We start from the raw sequence: 24,571 nt of genomic DNA, 5'->3' as shown, positions 1-24,571 counted from the left end.
GGGCGCCTCTTGAATTCCAAGGATTCTGACGGAGGACGTGTCGTGGCCAAACCCGAATGGGGCGTCAAGCGCATCTGCCCGAGCTGCGGCGCCCGCTACTACGACATGCGCAAGGACCCGCCTGTGTGCCCGAGCTGCGGCGCGCAGTTCGACCCCGAGGCGCTGCTGAAGTCGCGCAAGGCCCGCCCGGTGCCGGTCGACGACGTGAAGAAGGCTCCGCTGGTCGATGACGAGGAGGCGGAGACCGGCGCCGAGGACGAGGAGGCTGCCGAGCTGGAGGATGTCGAGGACGAGGTCGCGGTGGAGGACATCGACGACGCGGACGAGACGGCCGAGGACGAGGACGACGTCCTGATCGAGGACACCTCGGAGCTGGGCGAGGACGACATGGACGAGGTCGTCGACGTCGAGGGCGAGGACGAGGAGGAGCGCTGAGGCGCCCTCTCCGGCGGTCCGGGAAAAAAGTGGAGAGGGGCTGAATTTTTCTCTTGCATCGCCTCCTCTCCTGGCTAATATCCCGCTCCACCGACGCCGGCCGAAACGGCCAGCATCCCAGGGTTTCGGGGCCATAGCTCAGCTGGGAGAGCGCTACAATGGCATTGTAGAGGTCAGGAGTTCGATCCTCCTTGGCTCCACCAAATCAAGCAAGGGCTCGGCGAGCGATCGCCGGGCCCTTGCTGCGTTCCGGTCCGCCGCCGGCAGGCGGGCAGGGTCTTCGCCATGCGAAGCGCCCCCTCAGTCCGGGGCGCGCAGGCGGTAGCCGACGCCGGTCTCGGTCAGGATGTGGCGCGGGCGCTCCGGGTCGGGCTCGATCTTCTGGCGGAGCTGGCGGATGTAGATCCGCAGATACTGGATGTCCGTCTCCGCCCCCCAAACCTCCTTCAGGATGAAGCGGTGGGTCAGGACCTTGCCGGCATGGGCGACCAGCAGGCGCAGCAGGTCGTACTCGCGCGGCGACAGCTTCACCTCCTCGCCCGCCAGGGTGACGAGGCGGCGGACGAGGTCCACCGACAGGTCGCCGCTGCGGAAGACCGGCGCCTCCCCCTGGCGCTGCAGCCGGTGGCGCAGGGCGGCGCGCAGGCGGGCCAGCAGCTCCTCCATCCCGAAGGGCTTGGTGACGTAGTCGTCGGCGCCGAGGTCGAGCGCCTCCACCTTGCCGGCCTCGTCCAGCCGGCTCGACAGCACGATGATGGGCAGCACGACGCCCGACCCGCGCAGCCGGCGGATGACCTCCAGCCCGTCCATGTCCGGCAGGCCGAGGTCGAGGATCAGCAGGTCCGGCGGGCGGCGGCGCACCTCCTCCAGCGCGGCGGCGCCGTCCGCGGCCTCCGCCACCTCGTAGCCCTGGGAGGCCAGCGTCGCCCGCAGGAAGCGGCGGATCGGCGGCTCGTCGTCGACCACCAGGACGCGGCGCGCAACGGTGTCGGACTTCATCGCGGGTGGCCCTCTTTCTCCTCCTCCATCTCCGGCGGGTCGGGTGCCGCCGGAAGGATCACGGTGAAGACGGCGCCGCTGCGGTCGCCGCGGTTGCCGGCGGTGATGGTGCCGCCCATCGCCTCGACGAAGCCGCGGCAGATGGCAAGGCCGAGCCCGGTGCCGGCGCGCTGCCGGTCCCGGGCGTTCACACGGTAGAACTTGTCGAAGATGCGGTCCACATCGGCGGGGGGAATGCCGTCCCCCTCGTCGCGGATCTCGATGCGCACGCCCTCTCCCTCCCGCCAGGCCCGCAGCTCGACCAGCGAGCCCGGCGGGGCGTATTTCGCCGCATTGTCCAGCAGGTTGAACAGCACCTGCTCGAACAGCACCGAGTCGACCTTCAGCATCGGCAGGTCGCGGGCGAGGTCGACCTCGACCCGATGGCCGGCCAGGATGCGGCTGGTGCGCTCCAGCGCGCTGCCGACGATCTCGCCGAGGTCGACCGGGCCGCTGTCCGGCCGGATGGCGCCGGCTTCCAGCCGCGTCATGTCCAGCAGGTTGGCGATGAAGCGGTTCAGCCGCTCGGCCTCCTCCTGGATGGTGGTGGTCAGCTCGCGGCGCTGCTCGTCGTCCAGCATCGGGCCGTAGCTGTTGAGGCTGGTCGCCGACCCCAGGATGGAGGCCAGCGGCGTGCGCAGGTCGTGCGAGATGGAGGTGAGCAGGGCCGAGCGCAGCCGCTCCGTCTCCGCCGCCAGCCGGGCGCTGTCGAGGTCGGCGGCGAGGTTGATCCGCTCGATCGCCGAGGCGGCCTGGTCGAGCAGCGCGTCGAGCAGGCGCCGCTGGTCCGGCGTCAGCAGCGCGCCGGACCGCCCGCCGTCGATTCCCGCCACCCCGACCGCGCCGCGGCCGGTGCGCATGGGCAGGAACAGCCACTTGGCGCCGGGCAGCGTGTCGGCGCCGCGGCCGGCCGGGTGGTTGTGGTCCCACGCCCATCTCGCGGCGGCGAGGTCGGCCTCCTCCAGCATGTCCTCCGGCGGATAGCCGGCGCGCACCGCGATGCCCTCGCCCTCCGGCAGCAGAAGCACCACGCGCACCGTCAGCATGGCGGCGATGTGGTAGGCGGTCGCCCACAGCAGGTCGTCCAGCGTGACCACGGCCGCCAGCTTGCGGCTGAATAGATACAGGTCCTCCGTCGTCTTCGCCCTCTGGCGGGCGGCCAGCGCCTGGGCGCGCATGCGGGCGGTCAGGTTGCTGGCGATCACCGCCACCACCGCGAAGAAGAACAGGGCGACGATGTTCTCCGGGTCGGCGATGGTGAAGGTGTGGAGCGGCGGCAGGAAGAAGAAGTTGAAGGCCAGCACGCTGGCGAGGCTGGCGAACAGCGACACGGCGAGGCCGCCGGTCACCGCACTCGCCAGCACGGCCATCAGGAAGACCAGCGCGATGTTGCCGACCTCCAGCACCATCTCGAGCAGCAGCCCGGCGCCGAGCGCCACCGCGACATAGGCGGCGGCGGCGAGGAAGGGCCAGCCGTCGATGCGGTGGCGGCGTGGCGGCGCGGTGCGGACGGTCTTGGCCGGGATCGGCTCTCCGGAGTCGGCGGCGATGACATGGACGCTGATGTCGCCGGCGCGGCGGATCAGGGTATGGGCGACCGATCCGTGCAGCATCTCCGACCAGCGGGGCCGGCCGGACTTGGCGATGACGATGTGGGTGATGTTGTTGGCCTGGGCGTAGTCGACGACGCTGTCCGCCACGTCGCGGCCGGGGATGGTCACCGCCTCGCCGCCCAGCCGCTCCACCAGCCGCAGGGCGTCGGCGATGCGGTCGCGCTCCACCTCGCCCAGCCGCAGCGTGGCGGTGGTCTCGACATGGATGGCGGTCCAGGGGGCGCGCAGCCGCTCCGCCTGCCGGCGGGCGTAGCGGACCACCGCGGCGCAGTTGGGATGCTCGTTGACGCAGACCAGCAGCCGCTCGCCCGCCGCCCAGGGGCCGCGGATGGCGTTGGCCTGCATGTGCGTCAGCAACTGCTCGTCCACCCGCTGGGCGGTGCGGCGCAGCGCAAGCTCGCGCAGCGCCGTCAGGTTGCCGGGGGAGAAGTAATGGACGATCGCCCGCTCCGCCGTGCGGGGGACATAGACCTTGCCCTCCTTCAGCCGCTGGATCAGGTCCTCCGGCGTGAGGTCGATCACCTCGATGTCGTCGGCGCGGTCGAGCAGCGAGTCGGGCACCGTTTCGCGCACCCGGACGCCGGTGATCTTGGCGACGACGTCGTTCAGGCTCTCCAGATGCTGGATGTTCAGCGTGGTGTAGACGTCGATGCCGGCCGCCAGCAGTTCCTCGACGTCGAGGTAGCGCTTGGCGTGGCGGCTGCCGGGGGCGTTGGTGTGGGCCAGCTCGTCGACCAGCGCGATCTTCGGCCGGCGGGCCAGGATGGCGTCCAGGTCCATCTCGTCCAGCAGATGGCCGCGGTAGGGAACCCGGCGCCGCGGCACCTGCTCCAGCCCGGCGAGCAGCCGGCCGGTCTCCTCCCGGCCATGGGTCTCCACCACCCCGACCACGAGGTCGGCGCCCTCGCCCAGCCGGCATGGGCCGCCTGCAGCATGGCGTAGGTCTTGCCGACGCCGGGGCGGCGCCGAGGAAGATCTTCAGCCGCCCGCGCTCCTCCGCTCCGCCTGGCGCAGCAGGGCTTCCGGCGAGGGACGGTCGAGGCGGTCGGACTTCATCGGCGCTTCCCTTCGGGATCCTTCCGGCTCGTTACCGCCTGGCGGCGGCCTCGTCCAGGGCAAGGTTCAGCGTCAGCACATTGACCACCGGCTCGCCCACCACGCCGAGCAGCCGCGGGGTGGTGTGCGCCCGGACCAGGGCGTGCAGCTCCGCCTCCGCGATGCCGCGCTCGCGCGAGACGCGGGGGACCTGATACGCGGCGGCGGCCGGCGTGATGTGCGGGTCGAGGCCGCTGCCCGAGGCGGTGACGAGATTGGCCGGCACCGGCCGGCCGGGATTGGCCGCCTGCAGCGCCGCGACGTCGCCGCGCACCCGCTCCGCCAGGGCGGCGGAGGTCGGGCCGAGGTTGGAGCCGCCGGAGGATGCCGCGTCGTAGGGCTGGCCGGCGGTGGCGGAGGGGCGCGGGTGGAACCGGCCGGGGCCGGCGAAGGACTGCCCGATGAGGGCGGAGCCGACGACCGTGCCGCCGCGCTCGATCAGGCTGCCGTTGGCCTGCCGCGGAAAGGCGAGCTGGGCGAGCCCGGTGACCGCCAGCCGGATAGGCCAGCCGGTCAGCACCGTCATCGCGACGATCAGGGTCAGGGCGGGACGCAGTTGCTTCAGCATGGAAGGGCTCCTCACACGAGGCCGGCGGCGGTGATCAGCAGGTCGATCAGCTTGATGCCGAGGAAGGGCACCAGCAGCCCGCCGAGGCCGTAGACCAGCAGGTTGCGGCGCAGCAGGGCGGCCGCGCCGACGCGGCGGTAGCGCACGCCCCTCAGCGCCAGCGGGATCAGCGCCACGATGATCAGCGCGTTGAAGATGAATCGCCGACAGGATGGCGCTTTCCGGGCTCTTCAGCCCCATGACGTTGAGCGACTGGAGCTGCGGGTAGACCGCCAGGAACATCGCGGGATGATGGCGAAGTACTTCGCCACGTCGTTGCGATGGAGAAGGTGGTCAGGGCGCCGCGGGTCATCAGAGCTGCTTGCCGATCTCCACGATCTCGATCAGCTTGGTCGGGTCGCTGTCGAGGTCGACCATGTTGCCGGCCTCGCGCGCCGCCATGGTGCCGGTGTTCATCGCCACGTCCGACGTCGGCCTGGGCCAGCGCCGGGGCGTCGTTGGTGCCGTCGCCGCACATGGCGACCAGCTTGCCCTTCGCCTGCTCGTCGCGGATGAGCTGCAGCTTGGTCTCGCGGCGTCGCCTGGGCGAGGAAGTCGTCCACCCCGGCCTCCGCCGCGATGGCCGCGGCGGTCATGGCGTTTGTCGCCGGTGATCATCACCGTGCGGATGCCCATCTGGCGCAGTGCGGCGAAACGCTCGCGGATGCCGCCCTTGACGATGTCCTTCAGGTGGATGACGCCGAGCAGCCGGCCGTCCTTCGCCACCGCAGCGGCGTCCCGCCGGACTTGGCGACCCGCTCGGCGACGGCCTGCAGCTCGCGCTCCGCCGTGGCGGGGCGGCGGCCCGCCTCCCTGACATGGGCCAGCACGGCGTCCACCGCCCCCTTGCGGATCACCATCCCGTCGCAGTCCACCCCGCTGATGCGGGTCTGGGCCGAGAAGGGGATGAAGGTGGCGTGCCGCTCCGCCGCGCTCCGCCAGCCCGCCCGCGGATGCCGTATCTCTCCTTGGCGAGCACGGTGATGGAGCGACCCTCCGGCGTCTCGTCGGCCAGCGAGGCGAGCTGCGCCGCGTCGGCGAGGTCGCGTTCCGTCACGCCGGCCAGCGGGATGAACTCCGCCGCCTGCCGGTTGCCCAGCGTGATGGTGCCGGTCTTGTCGAGCAGCAGCGTGTCGACGTCGCCGGCCGCCTCCACCGCGCGGCCGGACATGGCCAGCACGTTGAAGCGCACCAGCCGGTCCATGCCGGCGATGCCGATGGCGACAGCAGCGCGCCGATGGTGGTGGGGATCAGCGTGACGAACAGCGCCACCAGCACCGGCACGCCGACCGATCCGCCGGCATAGGCGGCGAAGCTCGGCACCGTCGCCACGGCGATGACGAAGATGATCGTCATGCCGGCCAGCAGGATGTTCAGCGCGATCTCGTTCGGCGTCTTCTGGCGCTGCGCGCCCTCCACCAGCGAGATCATGCGGTCGAGGAAGGTGGAGCCGGGGGCGGCGGTGATCCGCACCTTGATCCAGTCGGAGATCACCTGCGTGCCGCCGGTGACGGCCGAGCGGTCGCCGCCCGATTCCCGGATGACCGGGGCGGACTCGCCGGTGATGGCCGCTTCGTTGACGGAGGCCACCCCCTCCACCACCTCGCCGTCCGACGGGATCAGGTCGCCGGCCTCCACCAGCACGACGTCGCCGGGCTTGAGGGCGGTGGCGGGGACGACGCCGACCGAACCGTCCGCCGCCAGCAGCCGGGCGCTGGTCTCGGTCTTGGTCCGGCGCAGCGTGGCGGCCTGGGCCTTGCCGCGGCCCTCCGCCACCGCCTCGGCGAAGTTGGCGAACAGCAGGGTGAACCACAGCCACAGGATGATCTGCAGGGCGAAGCCGGGGTTCTGCGCCGTGCCCGCCGAGGTCGCGCAGGAACAGCCGCGGCGAGGTCGCGCAGGAACAGCAGGGTCGTCAGGGCGGCCACCACCTCGACGCAGAACATCACCGGGTTGCGGATCATGATCCGCGGATCGAGCTTGCGGAAGGACTGGCCGACCGCCGGCCCCAGGATGGCCGGGTCCAGCAGGGTGGCGGCCGAGCGGCGCCGGCCGGAAGCGGCCTTGCGCGTCTTGTGGGCTTTCATCGGAAAGCTCCCGATCAATAGAGGGTGCCGGCCGCCATCGCCAGATGCTCGGCCAGCGGGCCGAGGGCGAGGGCCGGGAAGAAGGTGAGGCCGCCGACGATCAGGATGACGCGACCAGCAGCCCGACGAACAGCGGGCCATGGGTGGGGAAGCTGCCGGCCGAGGCCGGGGCGCGCCGCTTGCCCGCCAGCGATCCGGCGATCGCCATCATCGGCACGATGACGAAGAAGCGGCCGACCAGCATGGCGACGGCGAGCGTCAGGTTGTACCAGAGCGTGTTGCCGCCCAGCCCGGCGAAGGCGCTGCCGTTGTTGGCCGCGGCCGAGACATAGGCGTAGAGCGCCTCGGTGAAGCCGTGCGGGCCGGCATTGGCCAGCGCGGCGGTGCCGGCGGGCGTCGCCACCGCGAGCGCGGTCCAGCCCAGCATCATCAGCGGCAGGCAGAGCACGGCGAGCATGGTCATCTTGACCTCCTTCGCCTCCAGCTTCTTGCCGAGATACTCCGGCGTGCGGCCGACCATCAGCCCGGCGACGAACAGGGCGACGATGGCGAACAGCAGCATGCCGTAGAGCCCGGCCCCGACGCCGCCGACGATGATCTCGCCCAGCATCATGTTGACCAGCGGCACCATGCCGCCGAGCGGCGTGAAGCTGTCGTGCATGGCGTTGACCGCGCCGCAGGAGGCCGCGGTGGTCACCGTGGCGAACAGGGCGCTCAGCGCCACGCCGAAGCGGGTCTCCTTGCCCTCCAGGTTGCCGGCGGCCGGATCGACGCCGAGGGCGGCCAGCGCCGGGTTGCCCTGGGCCTCCGCCCAATAGGCGACCCCGACGCCGGCGACGAACAGCACGCCCATGGCGGCGAGGATCGCCCAGCCCTGCCGCTCGTCGCCGACCATGCGGCCGAACAGGTTGGTCAGCCCGGCGCCGATGGCGAAGATCGCCAGCATCTCCAGCAGGTTGGTCAGCGCCGTCGGGTTCTCGAAGGGATGCGCGGAGTTGACGTTGAAGAAGCCGCCGCCATTGGTGCCCAGCATCTTGATCGCCTCCTGCGAGGCGACGGGGCCGAGCGCGATGGTCTGCCTCGCCCCTTCCAGCGTGGTCGCCTCGACCGAACCGGCCAGCGTCTGCGGCACGCCCTGCCACACCAGCGCCAGCGCCAGCACGAGCGAGAGCGGCAGCAGCACATAGAGGGTGGCGCGGGTCAGGTCGACCCAGAAATTGCCGACGGTCCGCGCCGTCTCCCGCGCGAAGCCGCGCACCAGCGCCAGGGCCAGCGCGATGCCGGTGGCGGCGGAGACGAAGTTCTGCACCGTCAGCCCGGCCATCTGCACGAGGTGGCCGAGCGTGGTTTCGCCGCCGTAGTTCTGCCAGTTGGTGTTGGTGACGAAGCTGACCGCCGTGTTGAAGGCGAGGTCGGGCGGCACCGCCGCCATCTCCCGCGGGTTCAGCGGCAGCGCGGCCTGCAGCCGCAGCAGCGCATAGAGCAGCAGCAGGCCGGCGAGGTTGAACAGCAGCATGGCGACGGCGTAGGTCGTCCAGTGCTGCTCCTCCGCCTCCTCGACGCCGGCGAGGCGGTAGAGGCCCCGTTCGACCGGGCGCAGGACGGGGGAGAGGAGGGTGCGCCCGCCTGTGAAGACGCGTGTCATGTAGCCGCCGAGCGGCCGCGCCAGGGCGGCCACCAGGGCGACGAAAAGCAGGATCTGGATCCAGCCGTTCACGGTCATGGGGATGTCTCCTCAGAACCGTTCCGGCCGGACCAGGGCGTAGACGAGATAGCCGAGCAGCCCGGCGGCGACCGCGCCGCTCAGCAGAAGGTCGATCATCATGGCCGCCCGCTCCCTATAGCCGGTCGCAGGCGTAGACGTAGGCGACGGCGAGGCCGAAGAAGGCCCCGGCGACCGCCAGCACGATGATGTCCAGCATGTTCATTCCTCCTGAACCGGCGCCCCGCCGTCCGGAGGATCGTCCGGGGCGGCGGGGCTGGCAGGATCAAGAGTGCACCCGGCCCGCATATAAAAACGATGGGGGCCGGGGCGGTCGCCGCATATAGGAGGCGTATATGCGGCGGTCCCGCAGCGCCGGGCGGGGCCTTACTTGCCGCCGCGGGTCAGCAGGAAGACGAACACCCCGATGGTGACCGCGAAGACGCTGACGGCCCCGGCGAGCGCGATGTAGGTGGTGGTGTCGAAGTTCATGGCTGCTCTCCCGTGGTGAGGTGGCCCGTCAGGGGCCGAGGAAGACGGTGCCGTGGCGCACCGGGGACCCGCCGCCGAGTGGTGTCAGGATGAACTCGGTGTCGGTGGAGGGCCGGGTCACGTTGCCGCGCGGCACGCGGACGAGGATGCGGTGGGTGGCGACGCTGTCGGGATCGGCATGGACGGTCGCCGTCTGTCCGGCCGCGCCCTCCGCCCCGGCGACCGACAGGCTGGCGCCGGCCAGGCCCGTGAACTCCAGCCGGTAGTCGCGGGGCTCGCGGGTCATGTTCAGGATCTTGATGGTGTAGGCGTTCTGGAGATCGCCGTTGGAAAGCTGCACGAACAGCGGGGCGCGGTCGCGCAGGATGTTGACGTCCAGCGCCGGCTTGAAGACCAGCCCGGCGACCATCGCCCCGCCGACCACCAGCAGGATCAGCGAATAGATGATGGTGCGCGGGCGGATCAGCTTGAACTTCGGCGACTCCCCGGCGGTGCGTGCGACCTGGGCGTTCAGCGTATCGAAGCGGACGAGGTCGCCGGGGCGGCCGATGCGGGCCATCACGTCGTTGCAGGCGTCGACGCACAGCCCGCAGCCGATGCAGGCGAGCTGCGGCCCGTTGCGGATGTCGATGCCGGTCGGGCAGACATGGACGCAGGCGCCGCAGTCGATGCAGTCGCCGAGGCCGGCCGCCTTGCGCTCCTCCGCCGACTGGGACTTGCGCAGCGGTCCGCGCCCCTCGCCCCGCCAGGCCTCGTAGGTGACGACCAGGCTCTCCTCGTCGATCATCGCCGACTGGAAGCGCGGCCAGGGGCACATGTAGATGCAGACCTGCTCGCGGGCCATGCCGGCCAGAAGATAGGTCGTGGCGGTGAACAGCCCGATGAAGAACAGCACGTTGCCGGACGCCTCGAAGCGCAGCATCTCGCCGACCAGCGTCGGGGCGTCGTTGAAGTAGAAGATCCAGGCGCCGCCGGTCGCCAGCGAGATCAGCAGCCAGACGGCGTGCTTCGTCGCGCGCTTGCGCAGCTTCCCGAAGGACCAGGGGGCCTTGTCGAGGCGGATGCGCTCGCTGCGGTCGCCTTCCACCAGCCGCTCGACCCACATGAACAGGTCGGTCCACACCGTCTGCGGGCAGGCGTAGCCGCACCAGATGCGGCCGGCCAGCGCGGTGGCGAGGAACAGGCCGACGGCGCTCAGGATCAGCACGCCGGTCAGGTAATAGATCTGCTGCGGCCACAGCTCGACGAAGAAGAAGTAGAGGCGGCGGCCCGGCATGTCGACCAGCACCGCCTGGTCCGGCGCGTTCGGCCCGCGGTCCCAGCGGATCCAGGGCGTCACGTAATAGAGGCTCAGCAGAAGGATCAGCGCCGCCCATTTCAGCCGGCGGAAGGTCCCGCGGACCGACTTGGGATGGATCTTCTGGTGTTCGGCAAAGTAGGAGGTGCGGCGCGGGGGCTCGGCCTGGGCCCCGTCGCCGTTCCGGTCCGTCTTTTCGGCGAGGCTGGAAACGGTCATCGTCACTCGTCCATGGTGCACCACCCCGCTGCCGGGGATGGGCCACGCTAGTGACGGGCGCGGTTCTTCGCCTTGCGAATCCGCAAAGCCTGCAGGCGCCGGGCGGCGGGTACCGGCCGTAGCGCCGCTATGTCGCAGGCGAGGTGCAAGCCGTTTCAGCCCTCGGTCGCCACCGCCTCCAGGGCCGGCAGGTCGCAGAGGAAGACGTTGGGCGCGGTTTCGCGGACGAGGCGGGAGCGCTTGAACTCCGCGACGGTGCGGCTGGCCGTCTCCATCCCGATGCCGAGCATGGCGCCGAGATCCTCGCGGCCGGACAGCAGCACCGGTTCGTCCGGCGCGTCGGCCGCCAGCTTCAGGAACAGCCGGGCGAGCCTGCGCCGCGCGCTGCCGGTGGACAGCTCGGTCAGCCATTCGTCGGCCTGATGCAGCGACTGGTACCAGCGCTCCATCAGCCGGCCGTGCAGGCGCGGCGTCTCGCGGCTCAGCCGCTCCACCACCTCGCGCGGCAGGCGGCAGGCCTCCACCTCCTGCAGCGCGATGGCGGTGTGCTCGTAGGGGCGGCCGACCATCACCTCCAGCCCGGCGACGGCGCCGCGGCGCAGCAGCCGGACGATCCGCTGCGTGCCGTCCGGCAGGAACTGCACCAGCTTGACGAGGCCGCTGCGGATGGTGAAGAGGGCGCTTCCCTCCTCGCCCGCATGGTAGAGCGCAGCCCCCGGCGCCAGCCGCAGCTCGTCGATCGGCAGGTGGATGAGGTCGAAATCGCCCTCCTGCAGGTCGCCGAACAGGACGAGGTCGCGGATGGCGCAACTGCGGCACTGGGCGGTGCCCAGCCTGGCGGCGTCGATGCGGCTCCGGCGCACGCGGCTCTTCTCCTCATTCCCCCGGGGTTGGAACGGTTCCACCCTGGCGGCTGCGGCCGGCGGAGGCAAGGGGCCAGATCAATCCGCCGGGATCAATCTGCCCGGATCAATCCGCAAAGCTGAACGGCATCTGAACGCGCCGCTCAGGCCCGGTTCAGGCAGGGGAGGGCAGAGTGGCGCCCATGACGGACGGCGCTGTCGTCCATCTCCCTCTCGCCAAAGGAATCCACTCCATGCGCACTCCCACCATCGTCACGTCCGCCCTTGTCGTCCTGATCGGAACCGTGGCCGGAACCGCACTCGCCGGCGAACGGCACCGCGGCTGGCAGCAGGTCGCCACCGCCCCCATGAGCATCGACGAGGTCGCGCGGACCGGGGCCGGCACCATCGTCGGCACCATCCTGTCGATGGACGAGGAGGACTTCGTGCTGAGCGACGGCGTGCGCCGGATCGACATCGACAACAAGACGAAGGACGCCGCCGGGCTGAAGCCGGGCGACACCGTCACCGTGATCGGCCACATGGACGATGACGGCGACGAGTTCGACGCCCGCCAGATCATCCGCGCGGACGGCTCCGTCCTCGCCCGTCACCAGCAGCGCTGATCCCGCGCATCGACGCGCATTGACGCCGGAGGGGGCAGCGGCCATCGTTCGCCGCGGCCTCCTCCCTTTCCCAAGACGGTGCCCGCCCATGCTCCGCCTGCCGTTCCGCCTGGTTCCGTCTGTCGTCCTGATCCTCGCCGGGCTGCTGGTCCTGCCCGGCGCGGCGCGGGCCGACCGCGAGGACCATGACCGGGCGCGCGAGGCGCTGCGGGCCGGCCGGATCCTGCCGCTGGAGGGCATCGTCGACAAGGCGGTGGCGACGTTCGGCGGCACCGTGCTCGACGTGGAGATCGAGGAGCACGACCACGACGACGACGACGATCCCGACCTGCCCCCCTTCGTCTACGAGATCAAGCTGCTGACGCCGGGGGGCCGCATCATGAAGCTGGTCTACGACGCCGCCAGCGGCGAACTGCTGGCCGCCCGTGGCCGCAGGTCCGGCCATCACGGCCGGCCGCCCTCCGACAGGCCACAGGACCGCAAGGAGTAGGACCGGGCCATGCGCATCCTGGTGGTGGAGGACGATCCGACCCTGTCCCGGCAGCTCCGCGACACGCTGACCGCGGAGGGCTACGCCGTGGACACCGCGCCGGACGGCGAGGAGGGCGGCTTCCTCGGCGAGACGGAACCCTACGACGCCGTCGTGCTCGACCTCGGCCTGCCGAAGGTCGACGGGCTGACCGTGCTGCGTAGCTGGCGGCGCCAGGGGATCGCGGTGCCGGTGCTGATCCTGACCGCCCGCGACCACTGGCACGACAAGGTGGAGGGCATCGACGCCGGGGCCGACGACTATCTCGCCAAGCCCTTCCGCATGGAGGAGCTGCAGGCCCGGCTGCGCGCCCTGATCCGCCGGGCCAAGGGCCATGCGGCGGCGGAGATCGCCTGCGGTCCCATCCTGCTCGACACCCGCAGCGGCCGGGTGACGGTGGACGGCCGGGTGGTCGACCTGACCAGCTTCGAATACCGCGTGCTCGCCTACCTGATGCACCGCAAGGGGCAGGTGGTGTCGCGCACCGAGCTGACCGAGCATGTCTATGCCCAGGACTTCGACCGCGATTCCAACACGATCGAGGTGTTCGTCGGCCGGCTGCGGCGCAAGCTGGGGGTGGAGGCCATCCGCACCGTGCGCGGGCTCGGCTACCGGATCGACGAGCCGTGAGACCGCGTCCGGCCCTTCCCGCGGCCGTCCGCCGCTTCGCCGGGTCGCTGCGCTTCCGGCTGCTCGCCGGGGCGGCGGTGTGGGTGACGCTGGCGCTGGCCCTGGCCGGGCTGCTGCTGGCCGACCTGTTCCGCACCCATGTCCGCGCCCGCTTCGAGGCGGAGCTGACCACCCATCTCGACCAGCTCACCGCCGCGCTGGAACGCGGGCCGGACGGCGCGCCGCTGGTGCGCACCCCGCTCAGCGACCCGCGCTTCCGCCGCCCGCTCTCCGGCCTCTACTGGCAGGTGGAAGGGGCGGCGGGGGAGGCGGTGCGCTCGCGCTCGCTGTGGGACCGGGCGCTGGCGCTGCCGCCCGACCGGCTCGCCGACGGCGTCATCCACACCCATCGCATGGCCGGGCCGGAGGGGCAGCGGCTGACGGTGCGCGAGCGCACGGTCGTCCTGCCGGACGGCGCCCCCCTGCGGCTGGCCGTGGCGGGCGACGAGGCGGAGCTGGCCGCCGCCGAGACCAGCTTCAACCGGACGCTCGCCCTGTCGCTGCTGGTGCTGGCGGCGGCCCTGATCGGCGCGGCGCTGGTGCAGGTGCAGGTCGGCCTCAGCCCGCTCGCCCGGCTGGGCCGCCAGCTCGCCGAAATCCGCCGCGGCCGGGCGCGGCGCCTGCCCGGCGGCATGCCGGCGGAGGTCAGCCCGCTGGTCGACGACCTGAACGCCGTGCTCGACCACAACGAGGAGGTGGTGACCCGCGCCCGCATCCAGGCCGGCAACCTCGCCCATGCGCTGAAGACCAGCCTCGCGGTGCTCGGCAACGAGGCGGACGGCCTGACGCCGGGGACGGCCGCCACCATCGGCCCGCGCATCGCCGCGCAGGTGGCGGTGATGACCCGCCACATCGACCACCACATGGCCCGCGCCCGTGCCGCCGCCTCGTCGGGCGTGCCGGGGGTGGCGACCCCGCTGCCCGACGCGGTCGCCCGGCTGGTCCGCACGCTGGAGCGGCTCTACGACCACCGCGCGCTCGACATCGTGGCCGAGGTGCCGCCGGATGCCGTCTTCCGCGGCGACCGCCAGGATTTCGAGGAGATGCTGGGCAACCTGCTGGACAACGCCTGCAAATGGGCGGCGCGCGGCGTGCGCGTGACGGTGCGCCGCAAGGCTCCCGGGCGGCTGGAGCTGCGGGTGGAGGACGACGGCCCCGGCCTGCCCGCCGACCAGCGCCGCAAGGTGCTGGCCCCCGGCGTCCGGCTGGACGAGAGCGTTCCGGGCAGCGGCCTCGGCCTTGCCATCGTCCAGGACCTCGCCACGCTCTATGGCGGGGCGCTGCGGCTGGAGCCGGCGCCGTCCGGCGGGCTGCTGGCGGTGCTGGAGCTGCCGGCGATCGACCATTGAGGCTTTTTCGCGGGATCGGCCCTCATCCCCAATGGATTCCGGCCGGGGTCTGTGCTATCGCCCCGACCTTGAACAGCCGGAGCGTGCGGTCATGGCAAAACTACTCGTCGTCGACGACGATCCGGTGTCGCGAGGCCTCGTCGAGGCCATCCTGAAGAAGGAAGGGCATGAGGTCACCGCCTGCTCCGGCGTGCTGCAGGCGATCGAAACCCTGTCCTTCGTCGAGTTCGACCTGCTGGTCACCGACATCATCATGCCCGAGCATGACGGGTTCGAGATGGTGCAGGCCGCCCGCAACCTGCGTCCCGGCATCCGCATCATCGTCCTGTCGGCCATCGACGAGCGCGTGCCGAGTCACCTGACCGCCGCCGCCTTCGCCAAGCTCGGCATCCGCCGGGTGATCAGCAAGCCGATCAAGCCGGCGCTGCTCGCCTCCGAAGTGCTGGCCGCCCTGGTCGCCGACTGATACCGCGGAGCCGGGAACGCTACCGGGGAGGCCACCGGGAACGCCTCCGGGGAGGCGACGGAAGACGTCAGGCCCCGCCGACGAAAAAGGCCGCCTCCCGATGGGAAGCGGCCTTTTCCTTACCCTGAGGTCCATGCCCGTCCCGCCCGCCGGCCAGGCCGGAGGGCGGGGGAGGGGACGAAGGATTACTCGTCGTTCTGCTGCTTGCGCTTCAGAGCGGCGCCCAGGATGTCGCCCAGCGAGGCGCCCGAGTCGGACGAGCCGTACTCGGCCATCGCCTGCTTCTCCTCCTCCATCTCGCGGGCCTTGATGGACAGCGAGATGCGGCGGGAGCCGCGGTCGATCTGGGTGACCTTCGCGTCGACCTTCTCGCCGACGGCGAAACGGTCCGGACGCTGCTCCGAGCGGTCGCGGGACAGGTCCGACTTGCGGATGAAGCCGGTGAAGCCCTCGCCGACGGCGACCTCGATACCGCCGTCCGTGACCTGGGTCACGGTGCAGGTGACGACGTCGTTCTTCTTCAGGCCGGCAGCGGCAGTCTCGAACGGATCGCTCGCGAGCTGCTTGATGCCGAGGCTGATGCGCTCCTTCTCGACGTCCACGTCCAGGACCTTGACCTTGACGCGGTCGCCCTTCTTGTACTCGGCGATGGCCTCCTCACCCGACTTGTTCCAGTCGAGGTCGGACATGTGGACCATGCCGTCGATGTCGCCCGGCAGACCGACGAACAGACCGAACTCGGTGATGTTCTTGACCTCGCCTTCCAGCTCCGTGCCCGGGCCGAACTTGTCGAGGAAGGTCTCCCACGGGTTGTCCAGGCACTGCTTGAGGCCCAGGCTGATGCGGCGCTTCTGCGGATCGACGTCCAGGACCATGACCTCGACTTCCTGCGAAGTCGACACGATCTTGCCCGGATGGACGTTCTTCTTGGTCCAGGACATCTCGGAGACGTGGACCAGACCCTCGATGCCCGGCTCCAGCTCCACGAAGGCGCCGTAGTCGGTGATGTTGGTGACGCGACCCTTGAACTTCGCGCCGACCGGGTACTTGGCTTCCACGCCCTCCCACGGATCGGCCTCGAGCTGCTTCATGCCGAGGCTGATGCGCTGGGTCTCCGGGTTGAAGCGGATGACCTGCACCGTGACGGTCTGGCCGATCTGCAGGGCCTCCGACGGGTGGTTGATGCGGCGCCACGCGATGTCGGTGACGTGCAGCAGGCCGTCGACACCACCCAGATCCACGAACGCGCCGTAGTCGGTGATGTTCTTGACCACACCTTGCAGGACCTGGCCTTCCTTGAGGTTGGCCACCAGCTCCGAACGGGCCTCCGCACGGCTCTCCTCGAGCACGGCGCGGCGGGACACCACGATGTTGCCGCGCGAGCGGTCCATCTTCAGGATCTGGAAGGGCTGCGGGGTGCCCAGCAGCGGGGAGATGTCGCGGACCGGACGGATGTCCACCTGCGAACCCGGCAGGAACGCCACGGCGCCCGACAGGTCGACGGTGAAACCACCCTTGACGCGGCCGAAGATGACGCCGGTGACGCGGGTCTGGTCCTGGAAGGACTTCTCCAGCAGCGCCCAGGCTTCCTCGCGCTTGGCCTTCTCACGGCTCAGCATCGCCTCGCCGTTCTTGTCCTCCATGCGCTCCAGGTACACCTCGACCGTGTCGCCCGCCTTCAGTTCGGGCGGCTGGCCGGCGACGGCGAATTCCTTCAGCGGGACGCGGCCCTCGGACTTCAGGCCGACGTCGATGGTGACCATGTCGTTGTCGACGGAGACGACACGCCCCTTGACGACGGTGCCTTCCAGGGACTCAGCCGCACCGAGCGACTCCTCGAGCAGAGCCGCGAAGCTTTCCTTCTCGCCGGTCCGGGCCATAGCTTGTGCCATTGAAACTCCTAAGGTTGGCCAGAAACGGCCCATCCCGGTCGCCCCCGCGGCAAAACGGAGGGGACCTCGACGGACCGCCGCGCCGGGCACCACGCCCGACGACTTGGTTGAATGGTTCCGTGGAGAGCAGGAAGCCCCGGGACGCGCCGCTCAGGCCTTTGGGCCGAGACCGGTCTTCGAACCGATATGGGCGATCGCCGCTGCATACGCCTGGTCGGCGTCGAGGGCGGACGTATCAAGCACAAAAGCGTCGGCAGCCGGACGGAGCGGGGCTACCGCTCTCTGGCTGTCGCGCGCGTCACGAGCCTTCATGTCCTCCAGGACGTCGGACGGTATAGCCGGAATCCCCCGTCCCTGCAACTCCTTGAGTCGGCGGTCGGCCCGCACCTCTACCGAAGCGGTAACGAACAGCTTGGCGTCGGCGCCGGGACAGACGACGGTCCCGATGTCCCGCCCGTCGAGCACGGCCCCCGGGGCGCCGCCCGGCGGCTGTTCGGCGAAGCGGCGCTGGAACTCCAGCAGGGCGGCGCGCACCTCCGGCACCGCGGCCACCTTGCTGGCGGCCTGCGCCGCCTCGTCGGTGCGCAGATCCGGGTCGGCCAGGATGCCGTCCTCCGGATGCAGGTCGCGGGCGGCGCGGCCCGCCGCCGCGGGATCGGCCGGATCGCCGCCCGCCCGCAGGACCGCGACGCCGACCGCGCGGTAGAGCGAGCCGGTGTCGAGATGGGCGAAGCCATAGGCGGCGGCGACGCGCTTGGCGAGCGTGCCCTTGCCCGACGCGGCGGGACCATCGATGGCAATGACGAGGGGGCGGGTATGAACGGCCACGGTCGCAGGACCCTTGACTGGGGAGGAAGCGGCGCTAGGCATAACGGCTAGCCCCGGAAATGTTAAGTCGGATGGTATCCGTCAAGCCCGGCCGGCGGACAGGGCAGGGCGGCGGGCCTCGCAACCCCGCGTCCGTGCGACCGCGGCGGGGGCGAAAGAAAACCGGGGACCCTCCTCGCGGAAGGCCCCCGGCCGCAGCGTCGTCGATGAAGGGGGCGGTCAGCCCCGGTTGCTTCGGTCCCGGCCCGATCAGGCCTGGTTCATGCGGTTGTCGATCAGCTCGGTGACGACCGTCGGGTCGGCCAGCGTCGAGGTGTCGCCCAGGCTCTCGTGCTCGTTCGCGGCGATCTTGCGCAGGATGCGGCGCATGATCTTGCCCGAGCGGGTCTTCGGCAGGCCGGGCGCCCACTGGATCAGGTCGGGCGAGGCGATCGGGCCGATCTCCTTGCGGACCCAGTTCACCAGCTCCTTGCGCAGCTCCTCCGACGGCGTCTCGCCGGCGTTCAGCGTGACGTAGGCGTAGATGCCCTGGCCCTTCAGGTCGTGCGGATAGCCGACGACCGCCGCCTCCGCCACCTTCGGGTGGGCGACCAGCGCGCTCTCGATCTCCGCGGTGCCCATGCGGTGGCCGGACACGTTGATCACGTCGTCGACGCGGCCGGTGATCCAGTAATAGCCGTCGGCGTCGCGCCGGCAGCCGTCACCGGTGAAGTACTTGCCGGGGAAGGTCGAGAAGTAGGTCTGGACGAAGCGCTCGTGGTCGCCGAACACGGTGCGCATCTGGCCGGGCCAGCTGTCGGCGATGCACAGGTTGCCCTCGGTCTCGCCGTCCAGGATGGTGCCCTCGTTGTCCACCACCACCGGCTGGACGCCGAAGAAGGGCTTGGTCGCCGAGCCCGGCTTCTGGCCGATGGCGCCGATCAGCGGGGTGATCAGGATGCCGCCGGTCTCGGTCTGCCACCAGGTGTCGACGATCGGGCAGCGGGCGTCGCCCACCACATTGTAGTACCACAGCCAGGCTTCCGGGTTGATCGGCTCGCCGACCGAACCCAGGACGCGCAGGCTCGCGCGGGAGGTCTTCTTCACCGGCGCCTCGCCCTCGCGCATCAGCGAGCGGATGGCGGTCGGGGCGGTGTAGAAGATGTTGACCTTGTGCTTGTCGACCACCTGCCAGAAGCGCGACACGTCCGGGTAGGTCGGCACGCCCTCGAACATCAGGGTGGTGGCGCCGTTGGCCAGCGGGCCGTAGACGATGTAGCTGTGGCCGGTGACCCAGCCCACGTCGGCGGTGCACCAGTAGATCTCGCCCGGCTTGTAGTCGAAGACGTACTCGTGCGTCATCGAGGCGTAGACGAGATAGCCGCCCGAGGTGTGCAGCACGCCCTTCGGCTTGCCGGTCGAGCCCGAGGTGTAGAGGATGAACAGCGGATCCTCGGCGTTGATCTCCTCCGGCGGGCAGTCGGCGGAAACCGAGGCGACCTCCTCGTGGTACCAGAGGTCGCGGCCCTCGGTCCAGGCGACGTCGCCGCCGGTGTGCTTGACCACCAGGACATGCTTGACGCCCGGCGCGCCGGCCACCGCCTTGTCGGCGTTCGCCTTCAGCGGGACCTTGCGGCCGCCGCGCAGGCCCTCGTCCGAGGTGATGACGAAGTGGCTGTCGCAGTCGACGATGCGGTCCTTCAGGCTGTCGGGCGAGAAGCCGCCGAAGACCACCGAATGGATGGCGCCGATGCGGGCGCAGGCCAGCATCGAATAGGCGGCCTCGGGGATCATCGGCAGGTAGATGGTGACGCGGTCGCCCTTCTTGACGCCGTTCTTCTTCAGGACGTTGGCGAGGCGGCAGACCTGCTCGTGCAGGTCCTTGTAGGTGATGTGCTTGGAGACGGACGGATCGTCGCCCTCGAAGATGATCGCCGTCTGGTCGCCGCGGGTGGCGAGGTGGCGGTCGATGCAGTTGGCGGAGACGTTCAGGGTGCCGTCATAGAACCAGCGGATGTGCACGTCGCCGGTGTAGTCGACGTCCTTCACCTTGGAATAGGGCTTGATCCAGTCCAGGCGCTTGCCGTGCTCGCCCCAGAAGGCTTCCGGGTCCTTGACCGACTGCTCGTACATGCGGGCGTAAGCCGCCTCGTCCACGTGCGCGGCCTGGGCGACCTCGGGCTTCACCGGAAAATAGGTGTTGTCGGTCATTGCTGCGCGTATCCCCCTGAGTTTCTGCTGGTTCCAGCAGGTTTGAAGGCGGCGGGCCGCCGCCCGAATTGGCGTGCATTATCCACACATATACGAGGGGTCACAAGCAATTCGGGTCTCCAGCACCCCGACCATTGTAGGGTTGAGTTCGCTCTTCTGAAGGGCCAAGGTGTCAATTCTGCGTCGCACAAACCTTCCGCGACGTCAGCGATGCGACGGTTTGCCGCGATGACTGGCCGCGGCCCAGGCTTTGCTTGTCCAGCTTAACCGGCCATTAACGCACCGGTACTAGCGTGCAGGGGCGGGACGTCCTTGCGGTGGTGTCGGCGGCATGGCTGGAAATAATACGCTCGATGGGGTCGATGACGGGTTCGGCGGCGAGGCGTGCGACCGCATGGCCCTGATCGCCAACCGAAGCTGCCTGATGGCGATCGACACGGTTCTGCGCGCCGTCCCCGGCGGCGAGGCCGACCGCCCCCATCCCACGGGCGACGCCGATGGCGCCGCCCAGGTGGCGGCGATGGCGCGCCGCATGCTCCAGGCCACGCGCGACTTCCGCGCCGCCATGCAGGATGCGCCGGGCGCGCAGGCGGCCTCCCGGCCGGCCCCGCAACCCGTGGAGTGAGCGGCCGCGGAGCGACCGGCAAAGCCGCCGCGGCCCGGCCGCTCTTCCCGTCCTAGGCTTCGATCCCCGCCAGCTCGCAGACGCGGGCCCACTCCTCGTCCGTCACCGGGCAGACCGACAGGCGCGACTGGCGCACCAGCGCCATGCCCTGCAGCAGCGGGTCGGCCTTCATCTGCTTCAGCGTGACCGGGGTCTGCACCGGCATCACCGCCCGCATGTCCACCATGCCGAACCGGCCGGCGGGGTCGCTGGGGTCCGGATAGTAGGTGCGGGCGACCTCGACGACACCGACCACCTCCAGCCCCTCGTTCGAATGGTAGAAGAAGGCGCGGTCGCCGACCTGCATCGCCTTCAGATTGTTGGAGGCCTGGTGATTGCGCACGCCGTCCCAATGGGTGACGCCGTCCGCGACCATGCGGTCCCAGGAGTACTTGACGGGCTCCGACTTGACCAGCCAGTGGGCCATGGCGCGACCGCTCCCCGCTCAGCCCTTCGGGTAGACCCGGCGCCAGGGCCGGATCACCACGCTCTCGAACAGGCCCGCCCTGGCATAGGGGTCCTCGTCGGCGAAGCGCTGCGCCTCGGCGGCGTCGGCGCACTCCACGACCAGCAGGCTGCCGACCATGCCCTGGCCGTCGTCGGACAGCAGCGGGCCGGCGGCGAAGATGCGGGCGGCGCTGGCCTCCAGATAGGCCAGATGGGCGGCGCGGTTGGTTTGCCGGATCTCGGCGGCGCCGGCCTTGTCGGTGCAATGGAACATGTAGAGCATGGGACGTCTCCTCCCCGATCGATGGAGGGGGAGCCTAGCGCAGCCGCGGCCGGGGCGGAAGCACGCGGATCACCCCCGGCCCGTCAGTGCCATTCGCCGCGGAAGGGGCGGGACAGCAGCCCGTCGATCGTCTCCTCCAGCCGGGCGCCGTGGTTCAGCGTGGCGTCGACCGCCTGGCAGATCGGCATGTCGACCCCCCGCTTCGCCGCCAGCCCGACCACGGCGGCGGCGGTGTAGACGCCCTCCGCCACCGAGCGGCGGGCGGCCAGGATGTCCTGCAGCGTCCTGCCCTCGCCCAGCGCCGCCCCCAGCGACATGTTGCGCGACTGCAGGCTGGAGCAGGTGAGGGTGAGGTCGCCCAGCCCCGACAGCCCCATCAGCGTCTCCGCCCGGCCGCCCAGCGCCAGCGCCAGCCGGGTGATCTCGGCCAGCCCGCGGGTGATCAGCGCCGCCCGCGCGTTGTCGCCCAGCCGGCGCCCCTCCACCACGCCGCAGGCGATGGCCAGCACGTTCTTCACCGCCCCGCCGACCTGCGCGCCGACCACGTCGTCGGACCGGTAGGGGCGGAAGGTCCGGCTGCCCAGCGCCTCGACCAGCGCGGTGCCCAGCGCCGTGTCGGCGCAGGCCAGCGTCACCGCGGTGGGCAGGCCGCGCGCCACCTCCGCCGCGAAGGTCGGGCCGGACAGCACGGCGACCGGCTGGCCGGCGGGCAGGGCGGCGCCCACCGCCTCGCTCATCAGGGCGTGGCTGTCCAGCTCGATCCCCTTGGCGCAGATCACCACCGGGACGCCGGGCCGCAGATGGGGGGCGAGCCGGGCCGACACGGCGCGGGCGTGCTGCGCCGGGCTGACCAGCAGCACGGCGTCGCAGGCGCCGATGCCGGCAAGATCGTCGGTGACCTCCAGCGCCTCGGGCAGCGGCACGCCGGGCAGATAGTCGCGATTCTCCCGCGTGGCGCGGATGGCCTCGACCACCGCCGGCTCGCGGGCCCACAGCAGGGTCTCGCGGCCGGCGCGCAGGGCCGCCAGGGCCAGCGCGGTGCCCCAGGCCCCGCCACCGATGACGCCGATGCGCCGGAACTGGAATGCCGCCCGCTGGGACTCAGTCATGGGAATGCCCTTGCTGCCGATCCGGATAAGCCGGCCCTGTTTAGGCAAAGCGATATGTCGACTGCAAGCGCGCGGCTCAGCCTTTCGCGGGCAGTGCCAGCTTCATGCCCAGATGGGTGGCGCGGAAACCCAGCCTCTCGTAGAAGCGGTGGGCGTCGGCGCGTGCCGTCTGGGTGGTCAGCTGCACCAGGGCGCAGCCCTCCGCCTCGGCCAGCGCGATGGCATGGCGCATCATCGCCGCCCCGATGCCCTGGCCGCGCCGGCCGCTCGCCACCTTCACCGACTCGATGGTCGCCCGCGCGGCGCCACGGCGCGACAGCCCGTGCGTCACGGTGACCTGGAAGCAGCCGACCGCCTCGCCCGCGATCTCCGCCAGGACGAAGCGGTTGCCCGGCTGGGCTGCCATGCGGTCGAAGGCCTCGGCATAGGCGGGGTCGAGCGGCTCACCATAAACGTCGCCGCCGGTGGCCAGGGCATCGTCGGCGATCAGCCGCACCAGCGCCGGCAGGTCGGCCTTCCCGGCCACGCGGAATCGCAGGGCGCCGGTCCCGGTCATCGCCGCCCCCGTCAGGCCTTCACGCCCGACCCCACCCCGGCCCGGCCGATCACCGGCGCGGCGGAGGGGTCGAGCGGCCAGCGCGGGCGCGGCGCGAAGCTCAGCGGGTCGGTCTCGCCGCGGCGCAGCCGCTCGATCCCCGCCCAGGCGATCATCGCCGCGTTGTCGGTGCACAGCCGCAGCGGCGGCGCGACGAAGGGCATCCCTTCCCGCTCCGCCAGCGACGCGAGCCGGGCGCGCAGCGCCTTGTTGGCGGCGACCCCGCCGGCCACCACCAGCGCGCCGCCCTGCGGGTGGGCCTGCCGGAACAGTCTCATGGCGCGGGCGCAGCGGTCGGCCATCACCTCCGCCACCGTCGCCTGGAAGGCGGCGGCGAGGTCGTCGCGGTCGGCGTCGGTCAGCCGGCCGCCCAGTTCCTCGACATGGCGGCGCACCGCCGTCTTCAGGCCGGAGAAGGAGAAGTCGCAGCCCGGCCGCCCGATCATCGGGCGCGGCAGCTCGAACCGGCCGGGGTTGGCGGCGCGGGCCGCCGCCTTCTCCACCAGCGGCCCGCCGGGATAGCCGAGGCCGAGCAGCTTGGCGGTCTTGTCGAACGCCTCGCCCACCGCGTCGTCGATGGTGGTGCCGAGCCGCCGGTACTGCCCGACCCCCTCCACCACCAGGAGCTGGCAATGGCCGCCCGACACCAGCAGCAGCAGGTAGGGAAAGGGCACGTCGTCGGTCAGCCGGGCGGTCAGCGCATGGCCTTCCAGATGGTTGACCGCGACGAAGGGCAGGTCGCGCGCCGCGGCGATGGCCTTGGCGGTCATCACCCCGACGATCACGCCGCCGATCAGCCCCGGCCCGCCGGTCGCCGCCACCGCGTCGAGGTCGCCGAAGCCGATTCCGGCATCGGCCATGGCGCGGCGGATCAGCCCGTCGAGATGTTGCAGATGGGCGCGGGCCGCGATCTCCGGCACCACGCCGCCATAGGGGGTGTGGTCGTCGAGCTGGGAGAGCACGACGTCGGCGCGGATCTCCCGCGCGTCGGTCACCACCGCGGCCGCCGTCTCGTCGCAGCTCGTTTCGAGTCCAAGAACGATCATGCCGGCAACCCTAGAGCGGATCGCGCGAAATCGGAATCGATTTGACGCGCGGGTCTGCCCGTCCGTCGAATCTCCCCAGGGGCGTCCGCCACCACTTGCGGGGGGGGCGCGGAGAACCGGGCGAACTCCACCGCCCGGCACGCGTCCACAAGCGCGAGTCGACACGCGGATGTACTCTTTTCCGGCTGGCCCGCGGCCGGCCGCCCCAATATCCTGCTCCGGTCGGACGGGCCGTTCCCGGACGACGCGAAAGGAGGTGACGCGCTTGAAAAGCTACCTGAAGTGGTTCCGCCGTTTCTGGTTCCGGTTGAAGATCGAGTTCGAAGCCGGCTTCAACAGGACCGGGGACAGCTAGGAACCGCAAGGGTGGGGTCGGGAAACCGGCCCCACCTCAGGAGCCCGGACGGCGCGTCACCTCCTTGCCCGCGACCTTACCATGGCCATGGCCCAC

26 protein-coding genes, 1 tRNA gene and 1 pseudogene are annotated in these 24,571 nt (G+C 70.9%); 8 read left to right on the top strand and 20 right to left on the bottom strand.

What is annotated here, in order from left to right; all coding sequences use genetic code 11:
• Positions 1-42 precede the first annotated feature (42 nt).
• Positions 43-435, top strand: coding sequence for a TIGR02300 family protein (locus tag DEW08_RS17245; protein ID WP_109329164.1), 393 nt, complete (start codon positions 43-45; stop codon positions 433-435).
• 127 nt (positions 436-562) lie between these two features.
• A tRNA-Ala gene (locus tag DEW08_RS17240) sits at positions 563-638 on the top strand.
• Between the two features lie 97 nt (positions 639-735).
• Here the strand turns inward: DEW08_RS17240 and DEW08_RS17235 are convergent.
• From DEW08_RS17235 to DEW08_RS17200, 12 genes and pseudogenes are all read right to left on the bottom strand, one after another.
• Positions 736-1,434: a response regulator gene (locus tag DEW08_RS17235; RefSeq protein WP_109329162.1), complete on the bottom strand. Its 699-nt coding sequence runs from the start codon at positions 1,432-1,434 to the stop codon at positions 736-738.
• Positions 1,431-3,977: a sensor histidine kinase gene (locus DEW08_RS17230; protein WP_245986373.1), complete on the bottom strand. Its 2,547-nt coding sequence runs from the start codon at positions 3,975-3,977 to the stop codon at positions 1,431-1,433. Before DEW08_RS17230 ends, DEW08_RS17235 begins: the two co-directional genes overlap by 4 nt.
• Before the next feature lie 196 nt (positions 3,978-4,173).
• Entirely contained in the window at positions 4,174-4,749 is a 576-nt protein-coding gene (kdpC, locus tag DEW08_RS17225; RefSeq protein WP_109329160.1) for a potassium-transporting ATPase subunit KdpC, read from the bottom strand.
• Between the two features lie 11 nt (positions 4,750-4,760).
• Entirely contained in the window at positions 4,761-4,925 is a 165-nt protein-coding gene (locus DEW08_RS33865; RefSeq protein ID WP_245986372.1) for a hypothetical protein, read from the bottom strand.
• Between the two features lie 175 nt (positions 4,926-5,100).
• On the bottom strand, positions 5,101-5,514 hold the full coding sequence (locus DEW08_RS33860; RefSeq protein WP_245986371.1) for an HAD family hydrolase: 414 nt from the start codon (positions 5,512-5,514) through the stop codon (positions 5,101-5,103).
• On the bottom strand, positions 5,475-5,648 hold the full coding sequence (locus tag DEW08_RS33855) for a hypothetical protein (RefSeq protein WP_245986369.1): 174 nt from the start codon (positions 5,646-5,648) through the stop codon (positions 5,475-5,477). Before DEW08_RS33855 ends, DEW08_RS33860 begins: the two co-directional genes overlap by 40 nt.
• On the bottom strand, positions 5,642-5,959 hold the full coding sequence (locus DEW08_RS33850; RefSeq protein WP_211107144.1) for an HAD family hydrolase: 318 nt from the start codon (positions 5,957-5,959) through the stop codon (positions 5,642-5,644). The genes DEW08_RS33855 and DEW08_RS33850 overlap by 7 nt, the downstream gene beginning before the upstream one ends.
• Positions 5,842-6,564 carry a P-type ATPase actuator domain-containing protein gene (locus DEW08_RS33845; RefSeq protein WP_245986367.1) on the bottom strand — a complete coding sequence of 241 codons (723 nt, stop codon included), beginning with the start codon at positions 6,562-6,564 and terminating at the stop codon, positions 5,842-5,844. Before DEW08_RS33845 ends, DEW08_RS33850 begins: the two co-directional genes overlap by 118 nt.
• Positions 6,565-6,889: 325 nt before the next feature.
• Positions 6,890-8,598, bottom strand: a pseudogene (gene kdpA, locus DEW08_RS17215) (potassium-transporting ATPase subunit KdpA).
• Between the two features lie 12 nt (positions 8,599-8,610).
• Complete coding sequence (gene kdpF, locus DEW08_RS17210; protein ID WP_109329158.1) at positions 8,611-8,700, bottom strand: K(+)-transporting ATPase subunit F; 90 nt, start codon at positions 8,698-8,700, stop codon at positions 8,611-8,613.
• A 397-nt stretch (positions 8,701-9,097) separates the two neighbouring features.
• A complete protein-coding gene (gene ccoG / locus DEW08_RS17205; protein WP_109329156.1) occupies positions 9,098-10,585 on the bottom strand; it encodes a cytochrome c oxidase accessory protein CcoG in 1,488 nt (495 codons plus the stop codon).
• 155 nt (positions 10,586-10,740) lie between these two features.
• Positions 10,741-11,448: a Crp/Fnr family transcriptional regulator gene (locus DEW08_RS17200; RefSeq protein ID WP_109329154.1), complete on the bottom strand. Its 708-nt coding sequence runs from the start codon at positions 11,446-11,448 to the stop codon at positions 10,741-10,743.
• A gap of 233 nt (positions 11,449-11,681) precedes the next feature.
• Here DEW08_RS17200 and DEW08_RS17195 point away from each other — a divergent pair, with 233 nt between their 5' ends.
• From DEW08_RS17195 to DEW08_RS17175, 5 genes are all read left to right on the top strand, one after another.
• A complete protein-coding gene (locus DEW08_RS17195; protein WP_109329152.1) occupies positions 11,682-12,053 on the top strand; it encodes a hypothetical protein in 372 nt (123 codons plus the stop codon).
• 88 nt (positions 12,054-12,141) lie between these two features.
• Complete coding sequence (locus tag DEW08_RS17190) at positions 12,142-12,543, top strand: PepSY domain-containing protein (RefSeq protein ID WP_109329150.1); 402 nt, start codon at positions 12,142-12,144, stop codon at positions 12,541-12,543.
• Between the two features lie 9 nt (positions 12,544-12,552).
• Positions 12,553-13,212: a response regulator gene (locus DEW08_RS17185; RefSeq protein WP_109329148.1), complete on the top strand. Its 660-nt coding sequence runs from the start codon at positions 12,553-12,555 to the stop codon at positions 13,210-13,212.
• Positions 13,209-14,600 carry a sensor histidine kinase gene (locus DEW08_RS33220; RefSeq protein WP_109329145.1) on the top strand — a complete coding sequence of 464 codons (1,392 nt, stop codon included), beginning with the start codon at positions 13,209-13,211 and terminating at the stop codon, positions 14,598-14,600. Before DEW08_RS17185 ends, DEW08_RS33220 begins: the two co-directional genes overlap by 4 nt.
• Positions 14,601-14,691: 91 nt before the next feature.
• Positions 14,692-15,066: a response regulator gene (locus DEW08_RS17175; protein WP_109329143.1), complete on the top strand. Its 375-nt coding sequence runs from the start codon at positions 14,692-14,694 to the stop codon at positions 15,064-15,066.
• A gap of 185 nt (positions 15,067-15,251) precedes the next feature.
• On the opposite strand, the gene rpsA is transcribed toward DEW08_RS17175, so the two are convergent.
• The 3 genes from rpsA to acs form a co-directional block, all read right to left on the bottom strand.
• Positions 15,252-16,958, bottom strand: a complete 1,707-nt coding sequence (gene rpsA / locus DEW08_RS17170; protein ID WP_109329141.1) for a 30S ribosomal protein S1 — start codon at positions 16,956-16,958, stop codon at positions 15,252-15,254.
• Between the two features lie 150 nt (positions 16,959-17,108).
• Complete coding sequence (gene cmk / locus DEW08_RS17165; RefSeq protein WP_245986366.1) at positions 17,109-17,786, bottom strand: (d)CMP kinase; 678 nt, start codon at positions 17,784-17,786, stop codon at positions 17,109-17,111.
• Positions 17,787-18,035: 249 nt separating this feature from the next.
• Entirely contained in the window at positions 18,036-19,976 is a 1,941-nt protein-coding gene (gene acs, locus DEW08_RS17160) for an acetate--CoA ligase (protein WP_109329137.1), read from the bottom strand.
• A gap of 331 nt (positions 19,977-20,307) precedes the next feature.
• Between acs and DEW08_RS17155 the strand changes: the two genes are divergently transcribed.
• A complete protein-coding gene (locus DEW08_RS17155; protein ID WP_146214710.1) occupies positions 20,308-20,601 on the top strand; it encodes a hypothetical protein in 294 nt (97 codons plus the stop codon).
• Between the two features lie 52 nt (positions 20,602-20,653).
• Here the strand turns inward: DEW08_RS17155 and DEW08_RS17150 are convergent, their stop codons facing one another.
• The 5 genes from DEW08_RS17150 to tsaD form a co-directional block, all read right to left on the bottom strand.
• The gene (locus DEW08_RS17150; protein ID WP_109329133.1) at positions 20,654-21,067 is read right to left on the bottom strand and encodes an EVE domain-containing protein; all 414 of its coding nucleotides are present in this window, start codon (positions 21,065-21,067) and stop codon (positions 20,654-20,656) included.
• Between the two features lie 18 nt (positions 21,068-21,085).
• Positions 21,086-21,370, bottom strand: coding sequence for a YciI family protein (locus DEW08_RS17145; protein WP_109329131.1), 285 nt, complete (start codon positions 21,368-21,370; stop codon positions 21,086-21,088).
• Between the two features lie 83 nt (positions 21,371-21,453).
• Complete coding sequence (locus DEW08_RS17140; protein ID WP_109329129.1) at positions 21,454-22,479, bottom strand: NAD(P)H-dependent glycerol-3-phosphate dehydrogenase; 1,026 nt, start codon at positions 22,477-22,479, stop codon at positions 21,454-21,456.
• Positions 22,480-22,555: 76 nt separating this feature from the next.
• Positions 22,556-23,035 carry a GNAT family N-acetyltransferase gene (locus tag DEW08_RS17135; protein WP_109329127.1) on the bottom strand — a complete coding sequence of 160 codons (480 nt, stop codon included), beginning with the start codon at positions 23,033-23,035 and terminating at the stop codon, positions 22,556-22,558.
• A gap of 11 nt (positions 23,036-23,046) precedes the next feature.
• Positions 23,047-24,120: a tRNA (adenosine(37)-N6)-threonylcarbamoyltransferase complex transferase subunit TsaD gene (tsaD, locus tag DEW08_RS17130; RefSeq protein ID WP_109329125.1), complete on the bottom strand. Its 1,074-nt coding sequence runs from the start codon at positions 24,118-24,120 to the stop codon at positions 23,047-23,049.
• Positions 24,121-24,571: the final 451 nt, after the last annotated feature.

The organism is Azospirillum thermophilum (assembly GCF_003130795.1).
GTDB lineage: Bacteria > Pseudomonadota > Alphaproteobacteria > Azospirillales > Azospirillaceae > Azospirillum > Azospirillum thermophilum.
This window is presented reverse-complemented; position numbering and strand designations above follow the sequence as displayed.